Raw genomic sequence first — 21,758 nt, 5'->3', positions numbered from 1 at the left:
GCGCTTTCCTGAGTCGTGCGTTGCGTCGGGTGGTGCACACGAGGCCGCTGCGCCGGTGCAGACGGCCGATCTGCCCGGCCTGCGGATCACCCGCAGGCCGGGCAGCCGATCACGTCCAGAACGAGCGACCGGTCGCGGCGAACCCGGACGGGGCGCCGGAACCCACCGGGGCGTAGTAGTAGCCGCCGTTCTCCGACCCGGAGTAGCGGTACTCCCGGATCTCGATGCCGTTCGCGTTGGCGCTGGTCCAGGCCCAGAACGCGGTGCCACCGTTGGCCTCCGAGCCGGCCGGGCAGGTCTGCAACTGCTGCCGGATGATGCCCCGCGGCTTGGTGATCATGCAGCGCATCAACTGCACCGTGCCGGGCTGCTGGGTGGACAGCGCCTTGAAGATCGGCGTGGCCTGGTACCAGCGCGTGGCCTCGGGGTTGTTGCAGTCCGAGTCCAGGTCGAGCATGTAGATGTCGCCGACCTCGCGGTTCTTGCACTGGTACATCTGCTTGCGCGCCAGCTCCTTCGACCGCACCGCCACCGAGGCCCACGGCCCCTGACCCTTGGCGTTCACCGCTCGCACCTTCACCGTGGTGTCGGCGGTGGCCGAAACGTCCTTGGCGGTGTGCTTGCGCTCCGCGGCACCCTTGTTCTGCACCGCGCCGTTACCGACCTGCACCTGGAAACCGGTGATAGCGCTGCCGCCGTTGGCGCCGGGCTGCCAGCTCACGTCGACCGAGCCAACCGCGGCGACCGGGGTGCCCAGCGTGACTTGACCCGGCACACCCGCGGGCACCACCGGATTGCCAGCGCTGCCCGGCTGCCCATCGGCAGGACGGCCGTACTCACCCTCGCCGCCACCCGAGCGCGCGGCCACCTCGACCGTGTACCCGGTGCCGTTGGTCAGCCCGGGGACATCGATCTGAGTGGCAGTGGCGCCGGCCTGCACGGTGATGCGGTTGCCGCCCGTAGTGACCGCCGCCACCGTGTAACCCTGCACGTCGCTGCGGTCGCGCTGCGCCGCCGTCCACTTCACCGTGATCTGAGCATCGCCCGCGGTGGCACTGACCCCACCCGGAACACCGGGCAGGTCGGCGCTGGGCGTGACGTAACGCACCGCGGAGAGGTCACCGTCACCGGCTGCGCTGAGGGCACGCACCTGCACGCCGTACTGCTGGCCATTGGTGAGATCGGTGAGCCGGTACTGACGCTCGCCGGCACCGACCTCAACGATGGCCTGGTTGTCGACCACGATGGCGTAGCCGGTGATCTCGGATCCGCGGTCCTGCGCGGCGTCCCAGGTGACCAGGGCCGCAGCGTCTTCCGGAACCATCTCGGCCACGACCGGAGCCTGCGGCGGATCGGCCGGTTCCTCGGTCGGCTCCGGATCCTGCGTGGGCTCCGGCTCTTCGGTGACCTCGGGCAGCCCGGTGGCCTCCGGGTCGGGCGTGGCCACCGCCGGCGGGCCGTCGTTCTCGATCGGCGTGACGTCCGGCCCGGGCGTCTGCGGCTCACCCTGGTCCTCGTCGTCCTGACCGGGCTTGGGCTTGTCCTGCTCGCCCTTGTTCTTGTCGTTCTTGTCGTTGTTGCGCGGCTGCTCGGCGTCCGGCTTCTCGCTGTCCGGCGTCTCGGGCGTCTGCGGGTCGGGAGTCTCCGGCGCCTGCTGCTGCTCGTTGTTCTGGTTCTTCTTTTTCTTCTTCGACGGCTTCTGGCCCGGCCGGTACTTCTCGATCGGCACGATCACGCCGTCGGGCTTGACCACCTTGACCTGGTTGCCGCCGGAGTCGTTCAGGTACAGCAGGTTTCCGTGGGCCACCACGTCGTCGAGGTCTTTGCTGCCGACGTTGGGGATGGCCGCGCCGGTGCCGGCGCCCATGTCCACCTTGATCAGGCTGTCGGAGTCGCGGTCGACCACGTAGCCGATGCCGGAGACGATCTCGACCTGGTCGACCTTGGTGCCGGAGGGCAGCGAGACCGCGCGCCCCTCACCGTCGGCCGGAACCACCACGGCCCGCCCGTCCAGACCGATCAGCAGCCGCCCGTCGTTACCGACGTCGACCTTCAGGCCCTTACCGCCGCTGCCCTCGGGCAACGGCTCGAACGAGCGCGCCTCACCGTCACCGTGCAGCGAGAACGTGGAGCCCGCGGTGGTGTTCACCGCGAAGACCCGCTCGCCCTGCTCGTCGGCGGCCACCGTCACGTTCTGCCCGGCACTGCCCACCTCGGTACGGCCGACCGCGCCGTCACCGATCCGCACCACCACGCCCTGGGAGGGCACGGCCGCCCACAGGTAGCCCTCGCTGTCGACGACGGCCTGGCTGACCCCCTCGACCGCGACCGGCTCACCGATCGGCTCGAGCGAGTCGGGGTCGACCCGCTGCACCTGGGCCTTCTCGGTGTCGAGCACCCAGGTGGCGGCGCCGTTGGCCAGCACCCGCACACCGCTGGAGAGCTGCTTGGGCCGGTCGGAGACGTCGAGCTGGGCCCCGTCGATCAGGGTCGCCTTGCCGTTCTCGTCGACCGCGTAGGCGCCGTCCGGCCGCTGCACCACCTTGAACGGGGAGCTCAGGGAGCCGATCGGGACCGTCTTACCGGCCTGCCCGGCGTAGCCGTTGACCCAGGTGACGCTGCCCTGCGCGAAGTTCGCGAGCCAGGCCCCGCCGTCCTGCAGGCGCACCACCGCACCGGTCGCCTGGGCGCCGATCAGCCCCGCCCCGACCACGAGCGCGAAGACCAGCACGCACCCGACCACACCCGCACCGCGCACCTTGAGGCGCGACGCAAACCGTTCCCAGAACACAGGCCTCCCCCCAGAAGCTCACCGGCAGCGATTATGCCGCGCGAGTCCCTGCGATTCCCCTAAAAACACATCAAAACAACTTCATCTCTGGCTTCACCTGGACCACTTCACCCCCAGGCGAGACACCGGACCAGAGAAACAGGGCGACAGATTACTGACCCCGCCAAGCTCCAAGAACACACCCGGCAGTGTGCATACCCTCACAAAGTGCCGCTTGCGGGCGTCCTTTGTTGGAGAGACAGCACATTTCGATCCTTCAGCACGGATGGCAAACCGAAGAGACCATCACCTCCCCAGCCCACCCCGGATCGCGCTACGTACGCAGCCGTCACCGCAGAGTGCCCGTAGCTCAAGCCCTCTCGACCGCGGGGTAGTCGAGCGATCGCAATCGGTGATGTATCTCAGATCACGGGCACCGAAAGCCGCTGCAGGTAGTCGCGCAGCTGCTCGGCCATGTCCAGCGACTCGCGGTTCAGCAGCCACTGCACCTGCAGCCCGTCCATCAGCGCGATGATCCGCTGCGCCTCCAGGGCCGGATCGACCCCGTCGCGCAGCTCCCCCCGGGCCGCCATCTCCTGCAACTGCTCGTGCAGCCGGGCCGTCAGCCGGGCGTAGCGCCCCCGGAAGTACTCGTGCGCCGGGTGCTCGGGATCGGTCGCCTCGGCCGAGAGGATGCAGTAGAGCTCGGTCAGCCCAGGGGTGTCCTGATTACGCCGCACCACCTCGACGAGCTGCCTCAGCATCCCCGGCCCGCCGTCGGCGAAGTCCGTCGAGCCGTACTCGTCGCGCAGCTCCAGCACCCCGGCCAGCAGCTCGCTCTTGGACGAGAAGTGGTGCAGCAGGGTGGTGTGCGAGATCCCGATCCGCTGGGCCACGTCCCGCATCGACCCGCTGCGGTAGCCCACCTTCGCGAACACCTCGAAGGCCGACTCCAGGATCGCCCGGCGCCGCTCGGCCGTGCCCGCGTACGGCCCGCGCCGGCGGGTGGGGGGATCTGCCATTCCGGTGAGGTTAGCGACCGTCGGCCGAAGATGTCGACCCATCCTCGACCACGTGGTCGAATTTCAGGTACGGTCAGGACAGGACCACACCTCGACGAGGAGAACCCATGGCGCACCCCCTGATCGAAGAGCTCACCCTCGAGGAGAAGGCCTCGCTGGTCTCCGGCGCCTCCTTCTGGACCACCCGCCCGGTCGAGCGCCTGGGAATCGAGGGCGCCACCCTGACCGACGGCCCGCACGGCGTGCGCATGCAGACCGCCGGCGCCGACCACCTGGGCATCAACGCCGCCCACCCGGCCACCGCCTTCCCCACCGCCGCCGCCCTGGGCTCCACCTGGGACCCGGAACTGCTGGAGCAGGTCGGGCAGGCCCTGGGCGCCGAGTCCCGTGCGCTGGACGTGGACGTGCTGCTCGGCCCGGGCGTGAACATCAAGCGCTCCCCCCTGTGCGGCCGCAACTTCGAGTACTTCTCCGAAGACCCGCTGCTGGCCGGTGAACTCGGCGCCGCCTGGGTCAACGGGGTGCAGTCCAAGGGCGTTGGCGCCTCGCTGAAGCACTACGCCGCCAACAACCAGGAGACCGACCGGATGCGGATCAGCGCCGAGGTCGACGAGCGCACCCTGCGGGAGATCTACTTCCCGGCCTTCGAGCGCACCGTCCAGCAGGCCCAGCCGGCCACCGTGATGTGCTCGTACAACCGCCTGAACGGCACCTTCGCCTCGCAGAACCGCTGGCTGCTCACCGACGTCCTGCGGGGCGACTGGGGTTTCGAGGGCTACGTGGTCTCGGACTGGGGTGCGGTGGCCGACCCGGTGGCCGCGGTCGCGGCCGGCCTGGACCTGGAGATGCCCTCCTCCGGCGAGCGGGGCCCGAAAGCGATTGTGGACGCTGTCCGCAACGGAACGCTGTCGGAGTCACTTCTCGACATCGCAGTCTCGAACGTGCTTTCCACCCACGAGCGGCTGCGGGCCGCCCGGCCCGCGGACGAGACGCCGCAGTCGGTGGAACAGCTCGCCGAGCAGCACCACTCGCTGGCCCGCCGGGCCGCGGCGGCCGGTTCGGTGCTGCTGACCAACGAGGGCGCCCTGCTGCCGCTGGACGCCGAGAACGGCGGGAAGATCGCCGTGGTCGGCGAGTTCGCCCGCACGCCGCGCTATCAGGGCGCCGGCAGCTCGCACATCAACCCGACCCGGCTGGACGACGCGCTCACCGCGATCGGTGAGGCAACCCGTCGTGAGGTGGTTTTCGCTCCCGGTTTCGCCTTCGACGGTTCCGACGAGGGGACCCTGGCGGCCGCGGCGCTCGAGACCGCGGCCGGGGCGGACGTGGTGGTCGCCTTCCTGGGGCTGCCGGACGCCGAGGAGTCGGAGGGCTTCGACCGCACCCACATGGATCTGCCCGCCAACCAGCTGCGCCTGCTGGCCGCACTGCGGGGCACCGGGGCGAAGGTGGTCGTGGTGCTCAGTAACGGGGCCGTGGTGCAACTGGGCGAGGTGGTCGGCAACGCCGACGCCGTGCTGGAGGTCTGGCTGGGCGGTCAGGCCGGCGGCAGTGCGACGGCCGACATCCTGTTCGGCTCGGCTGAACCGGAAGGCCGCCTGGCCGAGTCGGTGCCGCTGCGGCTGAGCGACACCCCCGCCTTCGTGAACTGGCCGGGCAACCAGGGCAAGGTGTTCTACGGCGAGCGGCTCTACGTGGGCTACCGCTGGTACGACACCACCGGCCGCGACGTCGCCTTCCCCTTCGGCCACGGCCTGGGCTACACCACGTTCGGCTACTCCGACGCCAGGGTGACGGTGCCGGACCCCGCGGTGGCCGCCGCGGTGGTCGAGGTGACGGTCGCCAACCAGGGGACGCGTGCGGGCGCCGAAGTCGTGCAGGTGTACGTCGGCGACCCGGTCGCCGGGGTGGACCGTCCGGTGCACGAGCTGCGCGCGTTCGCCAAGGTGCGCCTGGAGGCGGGCGAGTCCCGCCGGGTGCGGCTGGAGCTGGACGAGCGGGCCTTCGCCTTCTGGTCGCCGAACGGCTGGGTGGTCGAGCCCGGTGAGTTCGTGGTGCAGATCGGCGCGTCCTCGCGGGACCTGCGGGCGGTCGAGACGATCACCCTCGACGTCCCCGCCCCGGAGCCCGAGCTGGGCAAGGAGGCGACGTTCGAGGAGTGGATGCAGCACCCGCAGGGTGCCGCCGTGCTGGGGCAGTTCCTGTCCGGGCTGGGTGAGGCGGGCGCCATGTGGCGTGACCCGGAGACCCAGAAGCTGCTGGGCAGCATGCCGCTGCGCAGCCTGATCTCGTTCTCCGGCCGCACCGACATCGACGGCACGGTGGCCGGCCTGCTCAACGAGGTGGACAAGGCCGCCAAGTGAACTGAAGTGGACTGAGACGTTTCAGCCGACGGCTGGGGGTACCCGTGTCCGGGTGCCCCCAGCCGTCGTGCGTTCCGGACGCCGGAGCACAATCCCGGCCCTTCACCCGAGCCCACACGCCCTTCGGGCGAGGCTCCCGCCGGACCGCTGACCGACGTCCTCAATCTGTTCGTAACTGCCTCTGGAAGCCCGAGGCCCGCCCGTGCTACGTTCCCATGAAACGTTTCAGCGACGAACGGACAACGCCGTCATGTCTCGACTCATCGATGTCGCCCCGCAGCTCGCGGCGCAGGCGATCGAGCTTCCCTCCTGGGCCTTCGGCAACTCGGGCACCCGCTTCAAGGTCTTCGGATCGGCCGGCACCGCCCGCGACCCGTTCGAGAAGATCGCCGACGCGGCGCAGGTGCACCGGTACACCGGCCTGGCCCCCACGGTGGCGCTGCACATCCCGTGGGACAAGGTCGAGGACTTCGACGCCCTGCGCAAGCACGCCGACGACCTCGGGGTCGCCCTGGGCACGATCAACTCGAACACCTTCCAGGACGACGAGTACAAGCTCGGCGCGCTCACCCACACCGACGCGGCGGTCCGGCAGAAGGCGATCGACCACCACTTCGAGTGCATCGAGGTGATGAACGCGACCGGCAGCCGCGACCTGAAGATCTGGCTGGCCGAGGGCAGCAACTACCCCGGCCAGGCCGACCTGCGCGGCCGCCAGGACCGGCTGGCCGAGTCGCTGGCCACGATCTACGAGCGGATCGGTGAGAACCAGCGCCTGGTGCTGGAGTACAAGTTCTTCGAGCCGGCCTTCTACCACACCGACGTGCCGGACTGGGGTACCTCGTACGCCCAGGTCGCCGCCCTCGGTGAGCGCGCCGTGGTCTGCCTCGACACCGGCCACCACGCCCCCGGCACCAACATCGAGTTCATCGTCATGCAGCTGCTCCGGCTGGGCAAGCTCGGCAGTTTCGACTTCAACTCACGCTTCTACGCCGACGACGACCTGATCGTCGGGGCGGCCGATCCGTTCCAGCTGTTCCGCATCCTGTTCGAGGTGATCCGCGGCGGTGGCTACGGCAACCCGGACGTGGCCTTCATGCTCGACCAGTGCCACAACATCGAGCAGAAGATCCCCGGCCAGATCCGCTCGGTGCTGAACGTGCAGGAGATGACCGCGCGGGCGCTGCTGGTCGACACCGCCGCGCTGACCGCCGCGCAGGAGTCCGGTGACGTGCTCGAGGCCAACCGGATCTTCATGGACGCCTTCTACACCGATGTCCGGGCCGACCTGGCCGCCTGGCGCGAGACCCGGGGCCTGCCGGCCGACCCGATGGAGGCCTACCTGGCCTCGGGCTACCAGCAGCAGATCGAGTCCGAGCGCGTCGGCGGCACCCAGGCCGGCTGGGGCGCCTGAGCCAATCCCGTTTCCCGTCACACCGATTCAAGGGATCCAGAACAGATGACGAACGAGACCGTCGCCGCGCTGATCGCCCGCAGCAACCGCCTCGGGGCCGACCCGAAGAACACCAACTACGCCGGCGGCAACACCTCCGCCAAGGGCACCGAGACCGACCCGGTCACCGGGCAGCCGGTGGAACTCCTCTGGGTCAAGGGCTCCGGCGGTGACCTGGGCACGCTGACCGAGAAGGGCCTGGCCGCACTGCGCCTGGACCGGATGAAGGCCCTGGTGGACGTGTACCCGGGGATCGAGCGCGAGGACGAGATGGTCGCCGCGTTCGACTACTGCCTGCACGGCAAGGGCGGCGCCGCACCGTCGATCGACACCGCGATGCACGGCCTGGTCGACGCCGCGCACGTGGACCACCTGCACCCCGACAGCGGTATCGCGATCGCCACCGCCGCCGACGGCGAGGCCCTGACCAAGCAGATCTTCGGCGACAAGGTGGTCTGGGTGCCCTGGCGCCGCCCGGGCTTCCAGCTCGGCCTGGACATCGCCGCGATCAAGGCGGCCAACCCGCAGGCGATCGGCACGATCCTGGGCGGCCACGGCATCACCGCCTGGGGCGAGACCAGCGAGGAGTCCGAGAAGAACTCCCTGTGGATCATCGAGACCGCGGCCGCCTACATCGAGGCCAACGGCTCCAAGGAGCCGTTCGGCGGGGTGCGCAGCGGCTACGAGGCCCTGCCCGAGACCGAGCGCCGGGCCAAGGCCGCCGCCCTGGCCGCCACCGTGCGCGGGATCGCCAGCAAGGACAAGCGGATGGTCGGGCACTTCACCGACTCCGACGTGGTGCTGGACTTCCTGGCCAGCGAGCGCGCGCCGGAGCTGGCCGCACTGGGCACCAGCTGCCCCGACCACTTCCTGCGCACCAAGGTCAAGCCGCTGATCCTCGACCTGCCGGCCACCGCCACGGTCGAGGAGAGCATCGCCCGGCTGAAGGAGCTGCACGAGGAGTACCGGGCCGACTACACCGCCTACTACGAGGCGCACGCCGACGAGAACAGCCCGGCGATCCGCGGCGCCGACCCGCTGATCGTGCTGGTGCCGGGTGTGGGCATGTTCAGCTACGGCGCGAACAAGCAGACCGCCCGCGTGGCCGGTGAGTTCTACGTCAACGCGATCAACGTGATGCGTGGCGCCGAGTCGCTGTCCACCTACACGCCCATCTCCGACGCGGAGAAGTTCCGCATCGAGTACTGGGCGCTGGAGGAGGCCAAGCTCAAGCGCATGCCCAAGCCGAAGTCGCACGCCGGCCGGGTGGCCTTCGTGACCGGTGCGGCCTCCGGCATCGGCAAGGCCATCGCCCAGCGTCTGGCCGCCGAGGGCGCCTGCGTGGTGGTCGCCGACCTCGACCTGGCCAAGGCCCAGGCCGCGGCGGCCGAGATCGGCAACAGCGACGTGGCGATCGGGGTGGCGGCCAACGTCTCCTCCGCGGAAGACGTGCAGAACGCCGTCAACGACGCCCTGCTGGCGTTCGGTGGCCTCGACCTGGTGGTCAACAACGCCGGCCTGTCGCTGTCCAAGCCGCTGCTGGAGACCACCGAGGCCGACTGGGACCTGCAGCACGACGTGATGGCCAAGGGCTCGTTCCTGGTGTCCAAGGCCGCGGCCAAGGCGCTGATCGAGCAGGGCCTGGGCGGCGACATCATCTACATCTCGTCCAAGAACAGCGTCTTCGCCGGCCCGAACAACATCGCCTACTCCGCCACCAAGGCCGACCAGGCCCACCAGGTGCGGCTGCTGGCGGTCGAGCTGGGCGCCTACGGCGTGCGGGTCAACGGCGTGAACCCGGACGGGGTGGTGCGCGGTTCGGGCATCTTCGCCTCCGGCTGGGGCGCCAACCGGGCCGCCACCTACGGTGTGGCCGAGGAGGACCTGGGCCAGTTCTACGCCAACCGCACCATCCTCAAGCGCGAGGTCCTGCCCGAGCACGTCGCCGACGCGGTGTTCGTGCTGACCGGTGACGAGCTGAGCCGCACCACCGGCCTGCACGTCCCGGTCGACTCCGGCGTCGCGGCAGCCTTCCTGCGATGAGCGTTCCTGTTCCTGGCCGGGCCCTCGCGAAGGGCCCGGCCGGCACGGTCGCCGCAGTCGACCTGGGAGCCACCAGCGGACGGGTGATCCTGGGGACGATCGCGGACGGCGGCCTGCGCATGCGGCACGTCGCGCGCTTCGCCAACGACCCGGTGCAACTGCCCGACGGTCTGCACTGGAACGCCCTGGAGCTGTACCAGCAGGTGCTGGGCGGCCTGGCCGAGGCTGAGCGGCAGTCACCGGGCGAGATCATCAGCGTCGGCATCGACTCCTGGGCGGTCGACTACGGTCTGCTGCGCGGCGGCGCCCTGCTCGGGGTGCCCTACCACTACCGCGACGAGCGCACCGCCGAGGGCGTGAAAACGGTTCACGCGCAGTACGACCCGGCGGCCCTGTACCGCCGCAACGGGCTGCAGCACCTGCCGTTCAACACGGTGTTCCAGCTGGCCTGCGAGCAGGAGCGGCTGGAGCTGGCCGACCGGCTGCTACTGATGCCCGACCTGCTGGCCTACTGGCTGACCGGCGTCGAGGTGGCCGAGCGCACCAACGCCTCCACCACCGGCCTGCTGAACCCGCGCGACGGGCAGTGGGACTCCGAACTGCTGGCCGGGCTGAAGATCCCGCAGCACATCCTGCCCGGTCTGGTCGATGCGGGGACGTCGGTGGGCCCCTTGCGGGCGCACGCGGCCACCGTGGTCGGCCGGGCCCTGGACGTGGTCACAGTCGGCTCGCACGACACCGCCTCGGCCGTGGTCGCGGTGCCGAACACCGGCCGCGACTTCGCCTACATCTCCTGCGGCACCTGGGGTCTGGTCGGGCTGGAGCTCGACGAGCCGGTGTTCTCCGACGCCGCCCGCGAGGCCAACTTCACCAACGAGGGCGGCGTCGACGGGCGGATCCGGTTCCTGCACAACGTGATGGGGCTGTGGCTGCTGTCGGAGTCGGTGCGCTCGTGGGACCGGGCCGCCAACAGCGCCCAGCGTTCCAGCAACCTGGAGCAACTGCTGGCCGAGGCCGCCGCGGCTCCCCCGGCGGCTGCGGTGTTCGACGTGAACGACCCGCGGTTCATGGCCCCGGGCGACCTGCCGGCCCGCATCGCCGCGTGGTACGCCGAGCACGACTTGCCCGCGCCGGTCACCCACGCCCAGTTCGCCCGCGCCATCATCGACAGCCTGGCCCAGGCCTTCGCCGACTCGGTGCTCAAGGCCGCCGAGCTGGCCGGCCGGCGGGTCGAGGTGATCCACATCGTGGGCGGCGGCGCCCAGAACAAGCTGCTGTGCCAGGCCACCGCCGACCGCAGCGGGCTGCCGGTGCTGGCCGGGCCGGTCGAGGCCACCGCGGTCGGCAATATCCTGGTCCAGGCCCGTACCGCCGGGCTGGCCGAGGGCGGGCTGGCCGAGTTGCGCGAGCTGGTGGCGCAGGCCTTCACCCCCGTCCGACACGAACCCCGCGCCAGCTGAGGAAGGGCACACCGTGGTGCAACGTCAGGTTCCGAAGCCCGCCGAGGTCTTCGAGCTCATGAAGTTCAAGAAGCCCGAGTTCAACGGCCGCAAGCGCCGTCTGGACAGGGCGCTGACCATCTACGACCTCCGTACGATCGCCAAGCGCCGCACGCCGCGGGCGGCTTTCGACTACACCGACGGGGCCGCCGAGGGCGAGCTCTCGCTGGACCGGGCCCGCCGCGCGTTCGAGGACGTCGAGTTCCACCCGCAGGTGCTGCGCGATGTGGCTGCGGTGGACACCTCCACCACGGTCTTCGGTGGCCCCTCGGCGCTTCCCTTCGGTATTGCGCCGACCGGTTTCACCCGGCTGATGCAGACTGAGGGCGAGTACGCCGGAGCCGGGGCGGCCGCGGCCGCGGGCATCCCGTTCTGTCTGTCCACGCTGGGCACCACGTCGATCGAGGACGTGAAGGCCACGAACCCGAACGGCCGCAACTGGTTCCAGCTGTACGTGATGAAGCAGCGGGAGATCTCCTACGGCCTGGTCGAGCGGGCCGCCGCCAACGGGTTCGACACGCTGTTCTTCACCGTGGACACCCCGGTGGCCGGGGCCCGGCTGCGGGACAAGCGCAACGGCTTCTCGATCCCGCCGCAGATCACCCTGGGCACCGTGCTCAACGCCAGCGTCCGGCCGTGGTGGTGGTACGACTTCCTGACCACGCCGAAGCTGGAGTTCGCGTCGCTGTCGTCGACCGGCGGCACGGTGGGTGAGCTGCTGGACTTCGCGATGGACCCGACCATCAGCTACGAGGACCTGCGCATCATCCGCGAGATGTGGCCCGGCAAGATCGCGATCAAGGGCGTGCAGACCGTCGAGGACTCGCGCAAGCTGGCCGATCTCGGGGTGGACGGCATCGTGCTGTCCAACCACGGCGGGCGTCAGCTCGACCGGGCCCCGATCCCGTTCCACCTGCTGCCCGACGTGGCCCGTGAGGTGGGCAAGGATGTCGAGGTCGTGGTCGACACCGGCATCATGAACGGCGCCGACATCGTGGCCTGCATCGCCCTGGGGGCGAAGTTCACGCTGGTCGGCCGGGCCTACCTGTACGGGCTGATGGCCGGCGGGCGCCAGGGCGTGGACAAGACCATCGAGATCCTGTCCGACCAGGTGGTGCGCACCATGAAGCTTCTCGGCGCGCACAGCCTGGAAGAGCTCGGCCCGCAGCACGTCACCCAGCTCGAGCGCCTCGGCCCGATCCGCCGCACCCAGTGAGGGTGACGATCCAGGAACGCCGGATCGAGGGCCCGCACGGCGAGATCCCCCTGCGGATCTACTCCCCGGGCGGGCCCTCCACCGGTACGACCGAGGGTCTGGGGCTGGTCTGGCTGCACGGCGGGGGTTTCGCCGCCGGCGACCTCGACATGCCCGAGAACGACTGGGTGGCCCGGCAACTGGCCCAGCGCGGCGTGCGTGTGGTCACGGTCGACTACCGGCTCGTGCCCATGCCGCAGGCCGTGAGCTCACTCTGGACGGGCGAACCCCCGCAGGCCGACCGGACGCGCCCGAACCACTTCCCGGTCGCCTCCGAGGAGGTCACCGCGGCCTGGGTCTGGGCGGTCAACCACGACACCGCCCGCACCTGGGCCCTGGGCGGCGCCAGCGCCGGGGCCAACCTGGCGGCCGGCGCGGCCCTGCGCCTGCGGGACCGGGGCGGGCCTGCCCCGCGCGCCCTGCTCCTGGTCTATCCGGTCGTGCACGCCGAACTGCCGCCCCTGTCGGCCGAGCTCCGGGCCAAGGCCGAGGCTCTGCCGGAGGAAGCGGTGTTCGGGCCGGAGACGGTGCGCGCGATGAACCTCAACTACGTGGAAGACCCGGCCCAGCTCGACCAGCCCTACGCCTTCCCCGGCGGCCACGAGCTGTCCGGCCTGCCCCCCACGTTGGTCCTCAACTCCGACCACGACACCCTGCGGGCCTCGGGCGAGCAGTTCGGCGCCGAACTGGCCGCGGCCGGGGTCGACGTCACGGTGATCCGCGAACCAGGCGCCCGGCACGGCCACCTCAACACCCCCGACGAGCCCGAGGCCCAGCGCAGCATCACCCGCATCGGCGACTGGCTCACCTCCCCCACCCTCCTCGGCCGCGCCCACGAGAGGAACTGACCCCCTGCCCCGAGCGGCCGGCGGGCTCGACGGCGTCCTTCATTGGCGGTTGGGTCTTCACCATGACGGTGAACCTGATCCTGCTGGCGGTCGGCGTGCTGCTCGGGGTGAGCACGGTCTGGTTCGGCTTCGGGGGCGGGTTCGTGGCTGTGCCGGTGATCGCCTGGGCGCACGGCGGTGACGGGGCCGAGGTGCTGGGGGTGGCTACGTCGACGTCGTTGCTGATCATGCTGGTCAACGCGTTGGTGGCCACTCTGTCTTCACGTCGTGAGCTGCTGGCCCGCATCCGCCCGGCGCTGGTGGTGTGTCTGGCGGTCGGGGGCGCGTTGGGGGCCCTGGCCAATCCGCTGGTCAACGGCACCGTGCTGAAGTGGGCGTTCGTTGCCTACATCGCCCTGACGGTGCTGGACATCCTGTTCCGCCCGGGCTTCGTGCACCCCAGCTCCCCCACTGACCGTAAGGCACCGCCGTCCATAGGTATCCCGATCGGCGCCGTTGCCTCGTTCCTCGGCGTAGGGGGCAGCGTTCTCACCGTCCCCGCCATGCGCCGCTCCGGCGTTTCCATGGCTGATGCGACGGCGCTGGCCAATCCCCTGACGTTCGCCATTGCCCTGCCGGCCACTCTCGTCGCCCTCCTGTCCACCCCCGCTGCCGACGACTCCGGACGTCTTCTGGTCGGTTCCGTCGACGTCGTCGCCGCGCTGTGCCTGCTCGTCTCGGCGATCCCGGTGGTGATCGTGCTGCGCCTTCGCCGGGTTCCGGTGCCGGACACCGTGCACGCCTGGGCCTACCTGGTGCTGCTGGTGATCTCCGGTGCCGCGGTGGCGCTTCGGTGAAAGAATCCGGGGGCAACGGCTATCGAGGAGCATGTGTGAGCGGGTTCGACGAGTACACCCAGCAGTTCGAGGAACCGTCCGGCTACTTCAACTTCGCCAGCTACGGGCCGCCTTCCCGGCCGGTGGTCGAGGCGCTCTCGGGAACAGCGCAGGCGGCTGCCGGCGGCGCGGCGGGGCTGCACGACCACGACGAGCGGGCGCTGGCCGCGGTCTCGCGGCTGACCGGCTTCGACCGGGCGGGCTGCCTGCTCACCACCAGCACCTCGGCCGGGCTGCAGCAGATCGCCTTCGGCCTGCGCGGGGCCGACGTGCTGGTCAGCCGCGACGAGTTCCCGGCCAACCTCTACCCGTGGTGGCACGCGCAGGAGGCGGGGCTGCTCACGGTGCGCCACGTCACCCGCGAGCGCCCCGACGTTCCGGTGCGCATGACCGCCAACGCTGTCGCTGAGGCAATCACCCCGTCCACCACGGCGGTTGCGGTCAGCGCGGTCGATTTCCGCACCGGCTACCGCGCTGATCTGGCCGCGCTGCGCGACGTGATCGGGGAGCGTCTGCTGATCGTGGACGGCATCCAGGGCTTCGGCGTGCTGGATCAGGACTGGCAGCTGGCCGACGCGGTGGTGGTCGGCGGGCAGAAGTGGCTGCGGGCGGGCTGGGGTGCCGGTTTCATGGCGCTCTCGGAACGTGCGGTCGACCAGCTCGAGCCGATTCTGGGCGGCTGGACCGGGGTTTCGGATCCGGGTGACTACGACGGTCAGCCACACACTCCTGCGGGCGGCGCGAGCCAGCTCTCGGTCACCTACGCCTCGCCCTTCACCTCCGCGGCTCTGTGGGCGGCGCTGGAACTGCTCGAGTCGGCCGGGGCCCCGGCCGTGGCCAAACAGGTGGCCGAGTCCGCGAGCCTTCTCACGTCCGGCCTGAGGTCGGCTGATGTGGAGGTGCTTTCACCTCGTGATGAGGAGAACCGGGCGGGAATCGTTGTGGCCCGGGTGGATCAGGCGGCTTCGGTGCGGGATCGGCTCGCGCAGGAAGGTTTCACGGCTACGGCCCACGGCTCCGACCGGATCCGGCTGAGCGTGCACGCCACCACCAGGGCGGCGGCGATCGAAGAGGTCTGCCGTCTGCTCAGGAACTGACTTCTCCTGTTACTGACGGAACGCTACGAGGTGTCCCTTGGCGATGGCATGGATCAAACCACCTTCTCCGGCGGCCATTCGATCGATGCGGGGCAGGAGCCGCGGGACCATGGTGTGGCTGCCGGAGCGGTCGACCACCATCAGTGAACCGTCGGCGAAGGCGAACCAGGCCCGGCCGCCGGCCCGGGTCGCGGCGGTGAGAGCCCCGTACGAGTGGGTCCTGACCGCAGCGACGAGTCCGCGGTCCAGGTCGACGACGGCGATCCCGGCGCTGTCGAACAGCCACAGGGTTCGGTCGGCGAGCAACGGCGGGACCGCCCGAACATCCCGGGTGTGCTGCCAGAGCACCTGCGCTCCGTGCACCGGGTCGAGCACCATCACTGTCCTAGGGCCGCTGAGGAACGCGATCCGGCCGCCGGGGCCGGCATCGTACGCTGCATCACCATCCGGGATCCGGATGGGCTGCGGCAGAGACCATTCGGCCAGGACGGTGCCGGAAGAGGCCATCATCAGCAGCACGGATCGTTCAGTACCGGCCACCAGCACTGCCTGATTCTGGCCAGGTCGCCCCAACCGGAGCGGCAGCGGCCAGGCCAGGGGCCCGAGGTCCACCAGCGGCGTCTCGTCGAGCGGCAGGCGATCGCCGTTGACGAGCGACAACCGCATCAACGGCCGGTATCCGCGCCAGCCGCCCACGAAGACCACGTCGGCGCTGACCGTGACGTGGTAGCACCAGCTCAGACCGGGCGTGGCCCACAGCCGCTGCCCGGTCGCCAGATCGAAACAGTGCAGCACTCCGGCCTGGCTCAGATAGAGGCCACGGTCACCCGCGACGACGGCGGTACCCCAGCAGTCCTCGACGCGCTCGTCCCACCGGGGTTCTCCGCTGAGCGGATCCAGCCCGAGCAGGCGCGAGTTGCGTTCCGCCACAAGAACAGAGCCCTCCGACACTGCCATGGCCCGTGAGGACTGGTGCAGGCACCGAGACCACAACACATCACCTGGCGCGCCCGTCATCGTTCCATTATTGCATCGCTACGCCGCGGGTGGTCGCGAGCCCGAATTTGCCCATGCCCCGATCTCGACCGTGCTGGCGGCGCCCAACACCCGGATCCAACCGGCTCCCTATTGTTTTAGGACGTTTCTGGTCACCGACAGCAGGCGCAGTCGCCTTCGGTGGTGGTGGCCACCGGGACACAGCAGGCATCGCCGCGCCAGGCGTCGCGGCCCTCCTTCAGCGCCACCAGGGCGATCACCAGAGCTGCGACCGGGTCGGCCCACGACCAGCCGAACAGGCTGTTCACGGCCAGGCCGGCCAGGAGCACCGCGGAGAGGTAGGTGCACAGCAGGGTCTGCTTGGAGTCGGCCACGGCGCTGCGGGAGCCCAGGGCCCGGCCGGCCCGGCGCTGGGCCGACGACAGGAACGGCATGACCACCAGCGACAAGGCGGCCAGGATCAGGCCGGGCGTGGAGTGTTCGGCCTCGGATCCGGCGGTCAGGGTGCGCACCGACTCGAAGCTGATGTAGGCGGCGAGCGCGAAGAACGACAGTGCGATCAGGCGTAAGGCGGTGCGCTCTCGGGATTCCGGGTCGCTGGCGGAGAACTGCCAGGCGACGGCGGCGGCGGACGAGACCTCGATCACCGAGTCCAGCCCGAACGCGATCAGGGCCGTGGACGAGGCGAGCGCACCGGCCGTGATGGCGACGACGGCCTCGATCACGTTGTAGGTGATGGTGGCCGCCACCAGCAGGCGCACTCTTCGTGTGAGCCGGGCCTTTTCGGCCGGGGAAGGGCCCAGGGTCAGACTGGTCATCAGCAGCAGCCCTCCTCGTCAGAGCTGGGGCAGGCCGCCGGATCGACCGCGAGCACCAGGCCGAGCAGGTCGCCCAGGGCGTGACCGATGCGCCCGTCGGCCAGTTCGTAGCGCGTGCGCCGGCCGTCGGGCACCGCGACCACCAGGCCGCAGCCGCGCAGACAGGCCAGATGGTTGGACAGGTTCTGCCGGGTGACGCCGAGAGCGTCGGCGAGTTCGCCCGGGTAGCCGGGTTTCTCACGCAGGGCCAGGAGGAGTTTCGCACGCGTCGGGTCGGACAGGGCGTGACCGAAGCGGGCGAGGACCTGGCCGTGCGTAAGCGTCTCCACCCGGCCAACGCTACAGCGAATGCTGAATACAGCAAAGGCTGAACTGTCAGGCACTGGTCCTCTGCCGGCCGCCGACCAGGGCGATCAGCGCGCCCGCGGCCAGGATCACGGCCAGAGCCGCGTAGCCGTAAACCAGAGCCGAAGCGGCCGCGACACCGGCCACGAGAAGGGGCCCACCGGCGTCTCCAAGTTCGCGTCCCAGTTCGGCCGAGCCCATGGTCTGGCCCATGCGCTCTTCCGGGGTGGACGCGGCCAGGGCGGCGAAGCCGAGCGGCGTCACCATGCCGGTGCCCGCGCCGATCAGCGCGGCGGCGATCAGCACGCCGGCCAGGCCCGGCACCATGGCGAACGCCAGGCCTGCGGCCGCGACGAACAGCCCCGTAAGCAACCCCAGACGAACGGTGAGGCGCCCCTCGTCGAGGAGCCGACCCGTCCTTGGTTGGACCACTGCCGCTGTGGCCGCCAATACCGACACCGCCGCGCCGGTCGCGATCGTGCCCAGACCGGCGGCTGCGCCGGACACCGGTAAGAAGCCGACCCCCGCCGAAAGCGCGGCCGTAGCAGCGGCCAGCGAGGCCGTGGGGCCGAGGAAGGCGCGGTCGGAAAGGCGACGGGCCAGGTCGGCGAGGGTCTGACGACGACGGGGCAGCGGCTTGATGTCGGGCACCGCCCGCCAGGCCCAGACTGCGACGACGGCGCCGCACAGGGCCATCACGGCGAAGAGCAGCCGTAGACCGCCGGCCCAGACCAGCACCCCACCGAGCAGCGGGCCGAGGGTGTAGCCGATGGACTTGTAAAAGCCGTAGCTGCCGAAAGCCCGCCCGCGCTTGGCCGCCGGGTTGATCAGCGCCACCAGGGCCGAGGCGGAGGGCGAGAAGGCCGAGGCCGCAGCCCCCTGCCCGAGGCGGGCCACCCACAGCCACGCCTGGCTGTCGGCGACCACGTAGACCGACGAGGCCGCAGCGAACGCCACCAGCCCGCCCAGCAGCACCGGCTTGGCGCCGATCCGGTCCGACAGGGCCCCGAAGACCGGTTTCAGCACCACCTCGGCCACGTCGTACAGGGCCAGCAGCGCGCCCAGCACCAGCAGCGAGTTCACCGCGTCGTCGGAGAAACCGCCCAGGTTGGCGGCGATGCCGTGGGCGCCGAAGGCCGTGGTGAAACCGGCCGCGTACAAGGGCCACATGGACCGGTTCACGAGGTACTCCCGTGCAGAGCTGCGAACACCTTCTCGGCGTAGTCCTCACAGGCCTCGGCGCACTGCTTCAGCCGGACCGCCGCCTCGTCGGCGGCCGGGGCACCGAACACGTCACGCACCGAGATGTCGCGGTGCCAGCGCCGCAGCCGCTCCAGGCTCTGCTCCTCCTCCTCGAGCTCGGCCAGGGTGAACTTGGCCACCCGGATCTCCTTGGCGATCTCCTGCTCGAACTTGAAGCAGTCGGCCAGGAACTCCTTCCACTCCTCCGAGCGCTCGGCGGTGAACATCTGCTGGAAGCGCTCGGCGTCCTCAGCCGTGCGCCCAGCGGCCTGCAACGTCACACTCACCCCGGCGGCGCGCTCGGTGAGGGCCAGGGCGCGTTCGACCCCGGCCGTGAACACCGGCACGTCGGGCGCGGCCCAGATGCCCTGACCGAGCGAGAGCGCGCCGACTTTGCGCAGCTCACGCCACACCGCCACCCGATGCCGGGAGGGCTCGGCGGGCAGTCTGACCACCAGGATCAACCATGGGACGTCGCCTGTCACAGCAGTAAATGTAGCAGCCGTTACATTCACCTGGGCGACTTGGCGAACCGGCCTTGTACATGCCAGGTTTGTGTCGTTCACCCGATCTCGGATACAAGACCGGTGGGAGTTCTTCGCCCGCGGTCGAGCGGGCTTCGGCGAACGGACGGAAGGAGCGCGGGGTGAGTGCCGCGTCATGACCACGTCCGGACACCAACGGGCCGGCGGAAGACTGCTGGCCGATCGATACCGCATCGGTGACCTGCTCGGCCGCGGAGGCATGGGCGCGGTCTGGACGGGCTTCGACGTCCTCCTGCACCGCGACGTCGCCATCAAGGAACTGATGCCCGCCGCGGGCGTCAACCAGCAGCAGCGCGACGACCTGAACCTGTGGATGCTGCGCGAGGCCCGGGCCGCGGCCCGGATCGACCATCCCTCGGCCGTCACCATCTACGACGTGTTCCAGGCCGACGACCGGCCGTGGATCGTCATGAAGCTGCTCACCGGCCGCAACCTGTCGGAGATCATCAAGGACGAGGAGCCGATCCCGCTCACCCGGGCGGTCGACATCGGCCTGGACCTGCTCGACGCGCTGGAGGCGGCGCACCGCGCCGGGGTCCTGCACCGGGACGTAAAGCCGGGCAACATCATCGTCACCGACAGCGGCCGGGCGGTGCTCACCGACTTCGGCATCGCCCGGATCACCGACGAGACCACGCTCAGCAACAGCGGCATGTTCGTCGGCTCACCGGGATACATGTCCCCCGAGCGCGCCCGCGGCGAGAGCCCGGCGTTCTCGTGCGACCTCTGGTCTCTGGGCGCCACGCTCTACGCGATGACCGAGGGCATGCCCCCGTTCCGCCGCCAGTCGGCCGTGCTCACCCTGACCGCCGTGGTCAACGAGCCCGCGCCCACCCCGCGCAATGCCGGGCCGCTGGGCCGGGTGATCGCGCAGATGCTGCAGAAAGACGTGGCCGCCCGCCCCGACACCGCGGCCACCCGGCAGCTCCTGCGCCAGGCCCGCACAGAGCTGCGCGAGGCCGGCGCCCGCGCCCGCGTCGTACCGCCCATGCTCGGGCTGCCCACCAAGTCCGCCCGTAAGACCGCGGCCGCCGCGCCCCCCGTCGTGGGTGAGACCGTCGCCGACGGTGTGAGCACCCCGGTTGTCAGCGAGGCCCCCGCCGCCCCGCCCGTTGAGAACGAGGCTGCGACACCAGAAGTGGCGCAGCAGGCCGGCGCGCCGGAAGCCGCAAGCCCTGTCGCTGAGGCTGAGGCCGCTATCAGCACGGTCGGCCAGGATGAAGCCGACCGGAGCGGGGCACAACGCGACACCGGCTCGTCCGACGAGTCTGTAGCGGGCAGTGACGCGAGCGCGCAGTCCGGGAGTGGGAAGGAAGGGAAGCCTGCCTCGTCCGGCCCGGCCGGAGCTGTTGCGGGTGCCGTGATCGGGGCAGCCGCCGCGGTGGGCGAGGCTGTCCGAAAGACCACTCGCGCCGAGGATGCGCCCGGAACCGCCGACGAGGCGAGCGCTGCGGCTGATGCGAACGCTCAGGCCCAGGACGACGCGTCGAACGCGGGCTCACGAATCGCCGACGGGGATGCTCCGGACGCCGGGGCTGAGTCCAGTTCAGCGGGCACTGCCACGACCGGTGATGCCCCGGCCAGCGCAGCGCCAAGTTCTGCAGCCACCGCCGCGGACGGTTCTGCCCCCGCGCCCGAAGTCACCTCTGCCAAGGACGTTCCCGAGTCTGCTGCTGCGGCCGGGGAGGCCGACGGCGATCCCGACGCAGACGCAACGCCGGCTTCCGACGCCGAGCCAGTCAGCACGCAGACTGCTGTCTCGGGCGCAGCCACTTCACCAGAGACCGACGCCCCCGAGGCCACACCGGACGGCGACGCCGCTCCCGAAGCCCCTGCCGCGAAGTCGGCCACCAGAACAAGCTCACCCCAGGCAACTGCTGGAGCGAGCGCCTCCGAGCCACCCGCGGCGGGCACACTCGCGTCTCCTGCGGGCGCCTCCCCCGCGAACGCCGTAACCGCCACACCCGAAGACGCTGCCGATCCGAGCGCGTCCGGGGCCGGCGAACAGGGACCGCGGGAGGCCTCGGCGGACAACGTCGTATCCGAGAAAGCGCCCATCCCGAGCTCACCCGACACCAGCACCGGCACCAGAACGGGCACGGGCACGGGCACGGGCACGGGCACGGGCACGGGCACGGGCACGGGCACGGGCACGGGCACCAGCACAGGCGCAAGCACGACCACCGACACCGGCACGGGTACCGGCACGGGTACTGGCACCGACGCAGGGACGACCACCGACACCGGCACCGACGCAGGCACGACCACCGGCACCGGCACCGCCGCAGGCGAGCCAGCCACCACGTCGTACGGCGCCTCATCGGCCACCGCCGCAACGGGCCAGGACACCGCCCCGGCCACCACCGCGGGCCAGAACACCGCCCCGGCCACCACCACGGGCCAGAACACCCCGGCCACCACCACGGGCCAGGACACCCCGGCAGTCACCACGTCCCAGACTGCCCCGGCCGTCACCGCCAAGAACGCATCGGCAGGTACGCCCGAACGCAAAAACGCACCCGCGGGCGGCAAGAGCCCCCGAGCCGACGCCGCCCCCGCAGCCAAGGCAACCGCTCCCCGGGCTACG

At 70.6% G+C, this 21,758-nt stretch carries 16 protein-coding genes; 9 read left to right on the top strand and 7 right to left on the bottom strand.

Annotation, left to right across the window (positions count from 1 at the left end):
• Nucleotides 1-109: 109 nt before the first annotated feature.
• Together LWF15_RS06745 and LWF15_RS06740 are read right to left on the bottom strand one after the other, a co-directional pair.
• Nucleotides 110-2,791 (bottom strand): fibronectin type III domain-containing protein, encoded by a 2,682-nt coding sequence (locus tag LWF15_RS06745; RefSeq protein WP_232809510.1) that lies wholly within the window; start codon nt 2,789-2,791, stop codon nt 110-112.
• A 401-nt stretch (nt 2,792-3,192) separates the two neighbouring features.
• Nucleotides 3,193-3,792, bottom strand: coding sequence for a TetR/AcrR family transcriptional regulator (locus LWF15_RS06740; protein WP_232809509.1), 600 nt, complete (start codon nt 3,790-3,792; stop codon nt 3,193-3,195).
• Between the two features lie 107 nt (nt 3,793-3,899).
• Between LWF15_RS06740 and LWF15_RS06735 the strand changes: the two genes are divergently transcribed.
• The 8 genes from LWF15_RS06735 (at nt 3,900) to LWF15_RS06700 (ending at nt 15,225) form a co-directional block, all read left to right on the top strand.
• A complete protein-coding gene (locus tag LWF15_RS06735) occupies nt 3,900-6,155 on the top strand; it encodes a glycoside hydrolase family 3 C-terminal domain-containing protein (RefSeq protein ID WP_232809508.1) in 2,256 nt (751 codons plus the stop codon).
• 250 nt (nt 6,156-6,405) lie between these two features.
• Nucleotides 6,406-7,569: an L-rhamnose isomerase gene (rhaI, locus tag LWF15_RS06730; RefSeq protein WP_232809507.1), complete on the top strand. Its 1,164-nt coding sequence runs from the start codon at nt 6,406-6,408 to the stop codon at nt 7,567-7,569.
• 45 nt (nt 7,570-7,614) lie between these two features.
• Nucleotides 7,615-9,651, top strand: coding sequence for a bifunctional aldolase/short-chain dehydrogenase (locus tag LWF15_RS06725; protein WP_232809506.1), 2,037 nt, complete (start codon nt 7,615-7,617; stop codon nt 9,649-9,651).
• Entirely contained in the window at nt 9,648-11,111 is a 1,464-nt protein-coding gene (locus LWF15_RS06720; protein ID WP_232809505.1) for a rhamnulokinase, read from the top strand. The genes LWF15_RS06725 and LWF15_RS06720 overlap by 4 nt, the downstream gene beginning before the upstream one ends.
• Before the next feature lie 13 nt (nt 11,112-11,124).
• Nucleotides 11,125-12,366 carry an alpha-hydroxy acid oxidase gene (locus tag LWF15_RS06715; protein WP_232809504.1) on the top strand — a complete coding sequence of 414 codons (1,242 nt, stop codon included), beginning with the start codon at nt 11,125-11,127 and terminating at the stop codon, nt 12,364-12,366.
• Between the two features lie 2 nt (nt 12,367-12,368).
• A complete protein-coding gene (locus LWF15_RS06710; protein WP_232809503.1) occupies nt 12,369-13,253 on the top strand; it encodes an alpha/beta hydrolase fold domain-containing protein in 885 nt (294 codons plus the stop codon).
• 62 nt (nt 13,254-13,315) lie between these two features.
• The gene (locus LWF15_RS06705; protein ID WP_232809502.1) at nt 13,316-14,089 is read left to right on the top strand and encodes a sulfite exporter TauE/SafE family protein; all 774 of its coding nucleotides are present in this window, start codon (nt 13,316-13,318) and stop codon (nt 14,087-14,089) included.
• Nucleotides 14,090-14,124: 35 nt separating this feature from the next.
• Entirely contained in the window at nt 14,125-15,225 is a 1,101-nt protein-coding gene (locus LWF15_RS06700) for an aminotransferase class V-fold PLP-dependent enzyme (protein ID WP_232809501.1), read from the top strand.
• 9 nt (nt 15,226-15,234) lie between these two features.
• Here the strand turns inward: LWF15_RS06700 and LWF15_RS06695 are convergent, their stop codons facing one another.
• The 5 genes from LWF15_RS06695 to LWF15_RS06675 form a co-directional block, all read right to left on the bottom strand.
• Nucleotides 15,235-16,242 carry an outer membrane protein assembly factor BamB family protein gene (locus LWF15_RS06695; protein WP_269809754.1) on the bottom strand — a complete coding sequence of 336 codons (1,008 nt, stop codon included), beginning with the start codon at nt 16,240-16,242 and terminating at the stop codon, nt 15,235-15,237.
• A 131-nt stretch (nt 16,243-16,373) separates the two neighbouring features.
• Complete coding sequence (locus tag LWF15_RS06690; RefSeq protein ID WP_232809499.1) at nt 16,374-17,039, bottom strand: cation diffusion facilitator family transporter; 666 nt, start codon at nt 17,037-17,039, stop codon at nt 16,374-16,376.
• Nucleotides 17,039-17,368, bottom strand: a complete 330-nt coding sequence (locus LWF15_RS06685; protein WP_232809498.1) for an ArsR/SmtB family transcription factor — start codon at nt 17,366-17,368, stop codon at nt 17,039-17,041. The genes LWF15_RS06690 and LWF15_RS06685 overlap by 1 nt, the downstream gene beginning before the upstream one ends.
• Nucleotides 17,369-17,414: 46 nt before the next feature.
• A complete protein-coding gene (locus LWF15_RS06680; protein WP_269809774.1) occupies nt 17,415-18,554 on the bottom strand; it encodes an MFS transporter in 1,140 nt (379 codons plus the stop codon).
• A gap of 8 nt (nt 18,555-18,562) precedes the next feature.
• Complete coding sequence (locus tag LWF15_RS06675; protein WP_232809496.1) at nt 18,563-19,111, bottom strand: Chromate resistance protein ChrB; 549 nt, start codon at nt 19,109-19,111, stop codon at nt 18,563-18,565.
• Between the two features lie 175 nt (nt 19,112-19,286).
• Here LWF15_RS06675 and LWF15_RS06670 point away from each other — a divergent pair.
• Nucleotides 19,287-21,758, top strand: a 2,472-nt coding sequence (locus LWF15_RS06670) for a serine/threonine-protein kinase (RefSeq protein WP_232809495.1), incomplete at its 3' end; no start/stop codon positions are given.

Origin of the sequence: Kineosporia rhizophila (assembly GCF_021277265.1) — a bacterium.
Lineage (GTDB): Bacteria > Actinomycetota > Actinomycetes > Actinomycetales > Kineosporiaceae > Kineosporia > Kineosporia rhizophila.
This window is presented reverse-complemented; position numbering and strand designations above follow the sequence as displayed.

Bases quoted from the DNA above. Each gene is read 5' to 3' on its own strand.
- LWF15_RS06740 (WP_232809509.1), bottom strand. From the start codon at position 3,792: ATGGCAGATCCCCCCACCCGCCGGCGCGGGCCGTACGCGGGCACGGCC.
- LWF15_RS06735 (WP_232809508.1), top strand. From the start codon at position 3,900: ATGGCGCACCCCCTGATCGAAGAGCTCACCCTCGAGGAGAAGGCCTCG.
- rhaI (WP_232809507.1), top strand. From the start codon at position 6,406: ATGTCTCGACTCATCGATGTCGCCCCGCAGCTCGCGGCGCAGGCGATC.
- LWF15_RS06725 (WP_232809506.1), top strand. From the start codon at position 7,615: ATGACGAACGAGACCGTCGCCGCGCTGATCGCCCGCAGCAACCGCCTC.
- LWF15_RS06720 (WP_232809505.1), top strand. From the start codon at position 9,648: ATGAGCGTTCCTGTTCCTGGCCGGGCCCTCGCGAAGGGCCCGGCCGGC.
- LWF15_RS06705 (WP_232809502.1), top strand. From the start codon at position 13,316: ATGACGGTGAACCTGATCCTGCTGGCGGTCGGCGTGCTGCTCGGGGTG.
- LWF15_RS06695 (WP_269809754.1), bottom strand. From the start codon at position 16,242: ATGACGGGCGCGCCAGGTGATGTGTTGTGGTCTCGGTGCCTGCACCAG.
- LWF15_RS06690 (WP_232809499.1), bottom strand. From the start codon at position 17,039: ATGACCAGTCTGACCCTGGGCCCTTCCCCGGCCGAAAAGGCCCGGCTC.
- LWF15_RS06680 (WP_269809774.1), bottom strand. From the start codon at position 18,554: ATGTGGCCCTTGTACGCGGCCGGTTTCACCACGGCCTTCGGCGCCCAC.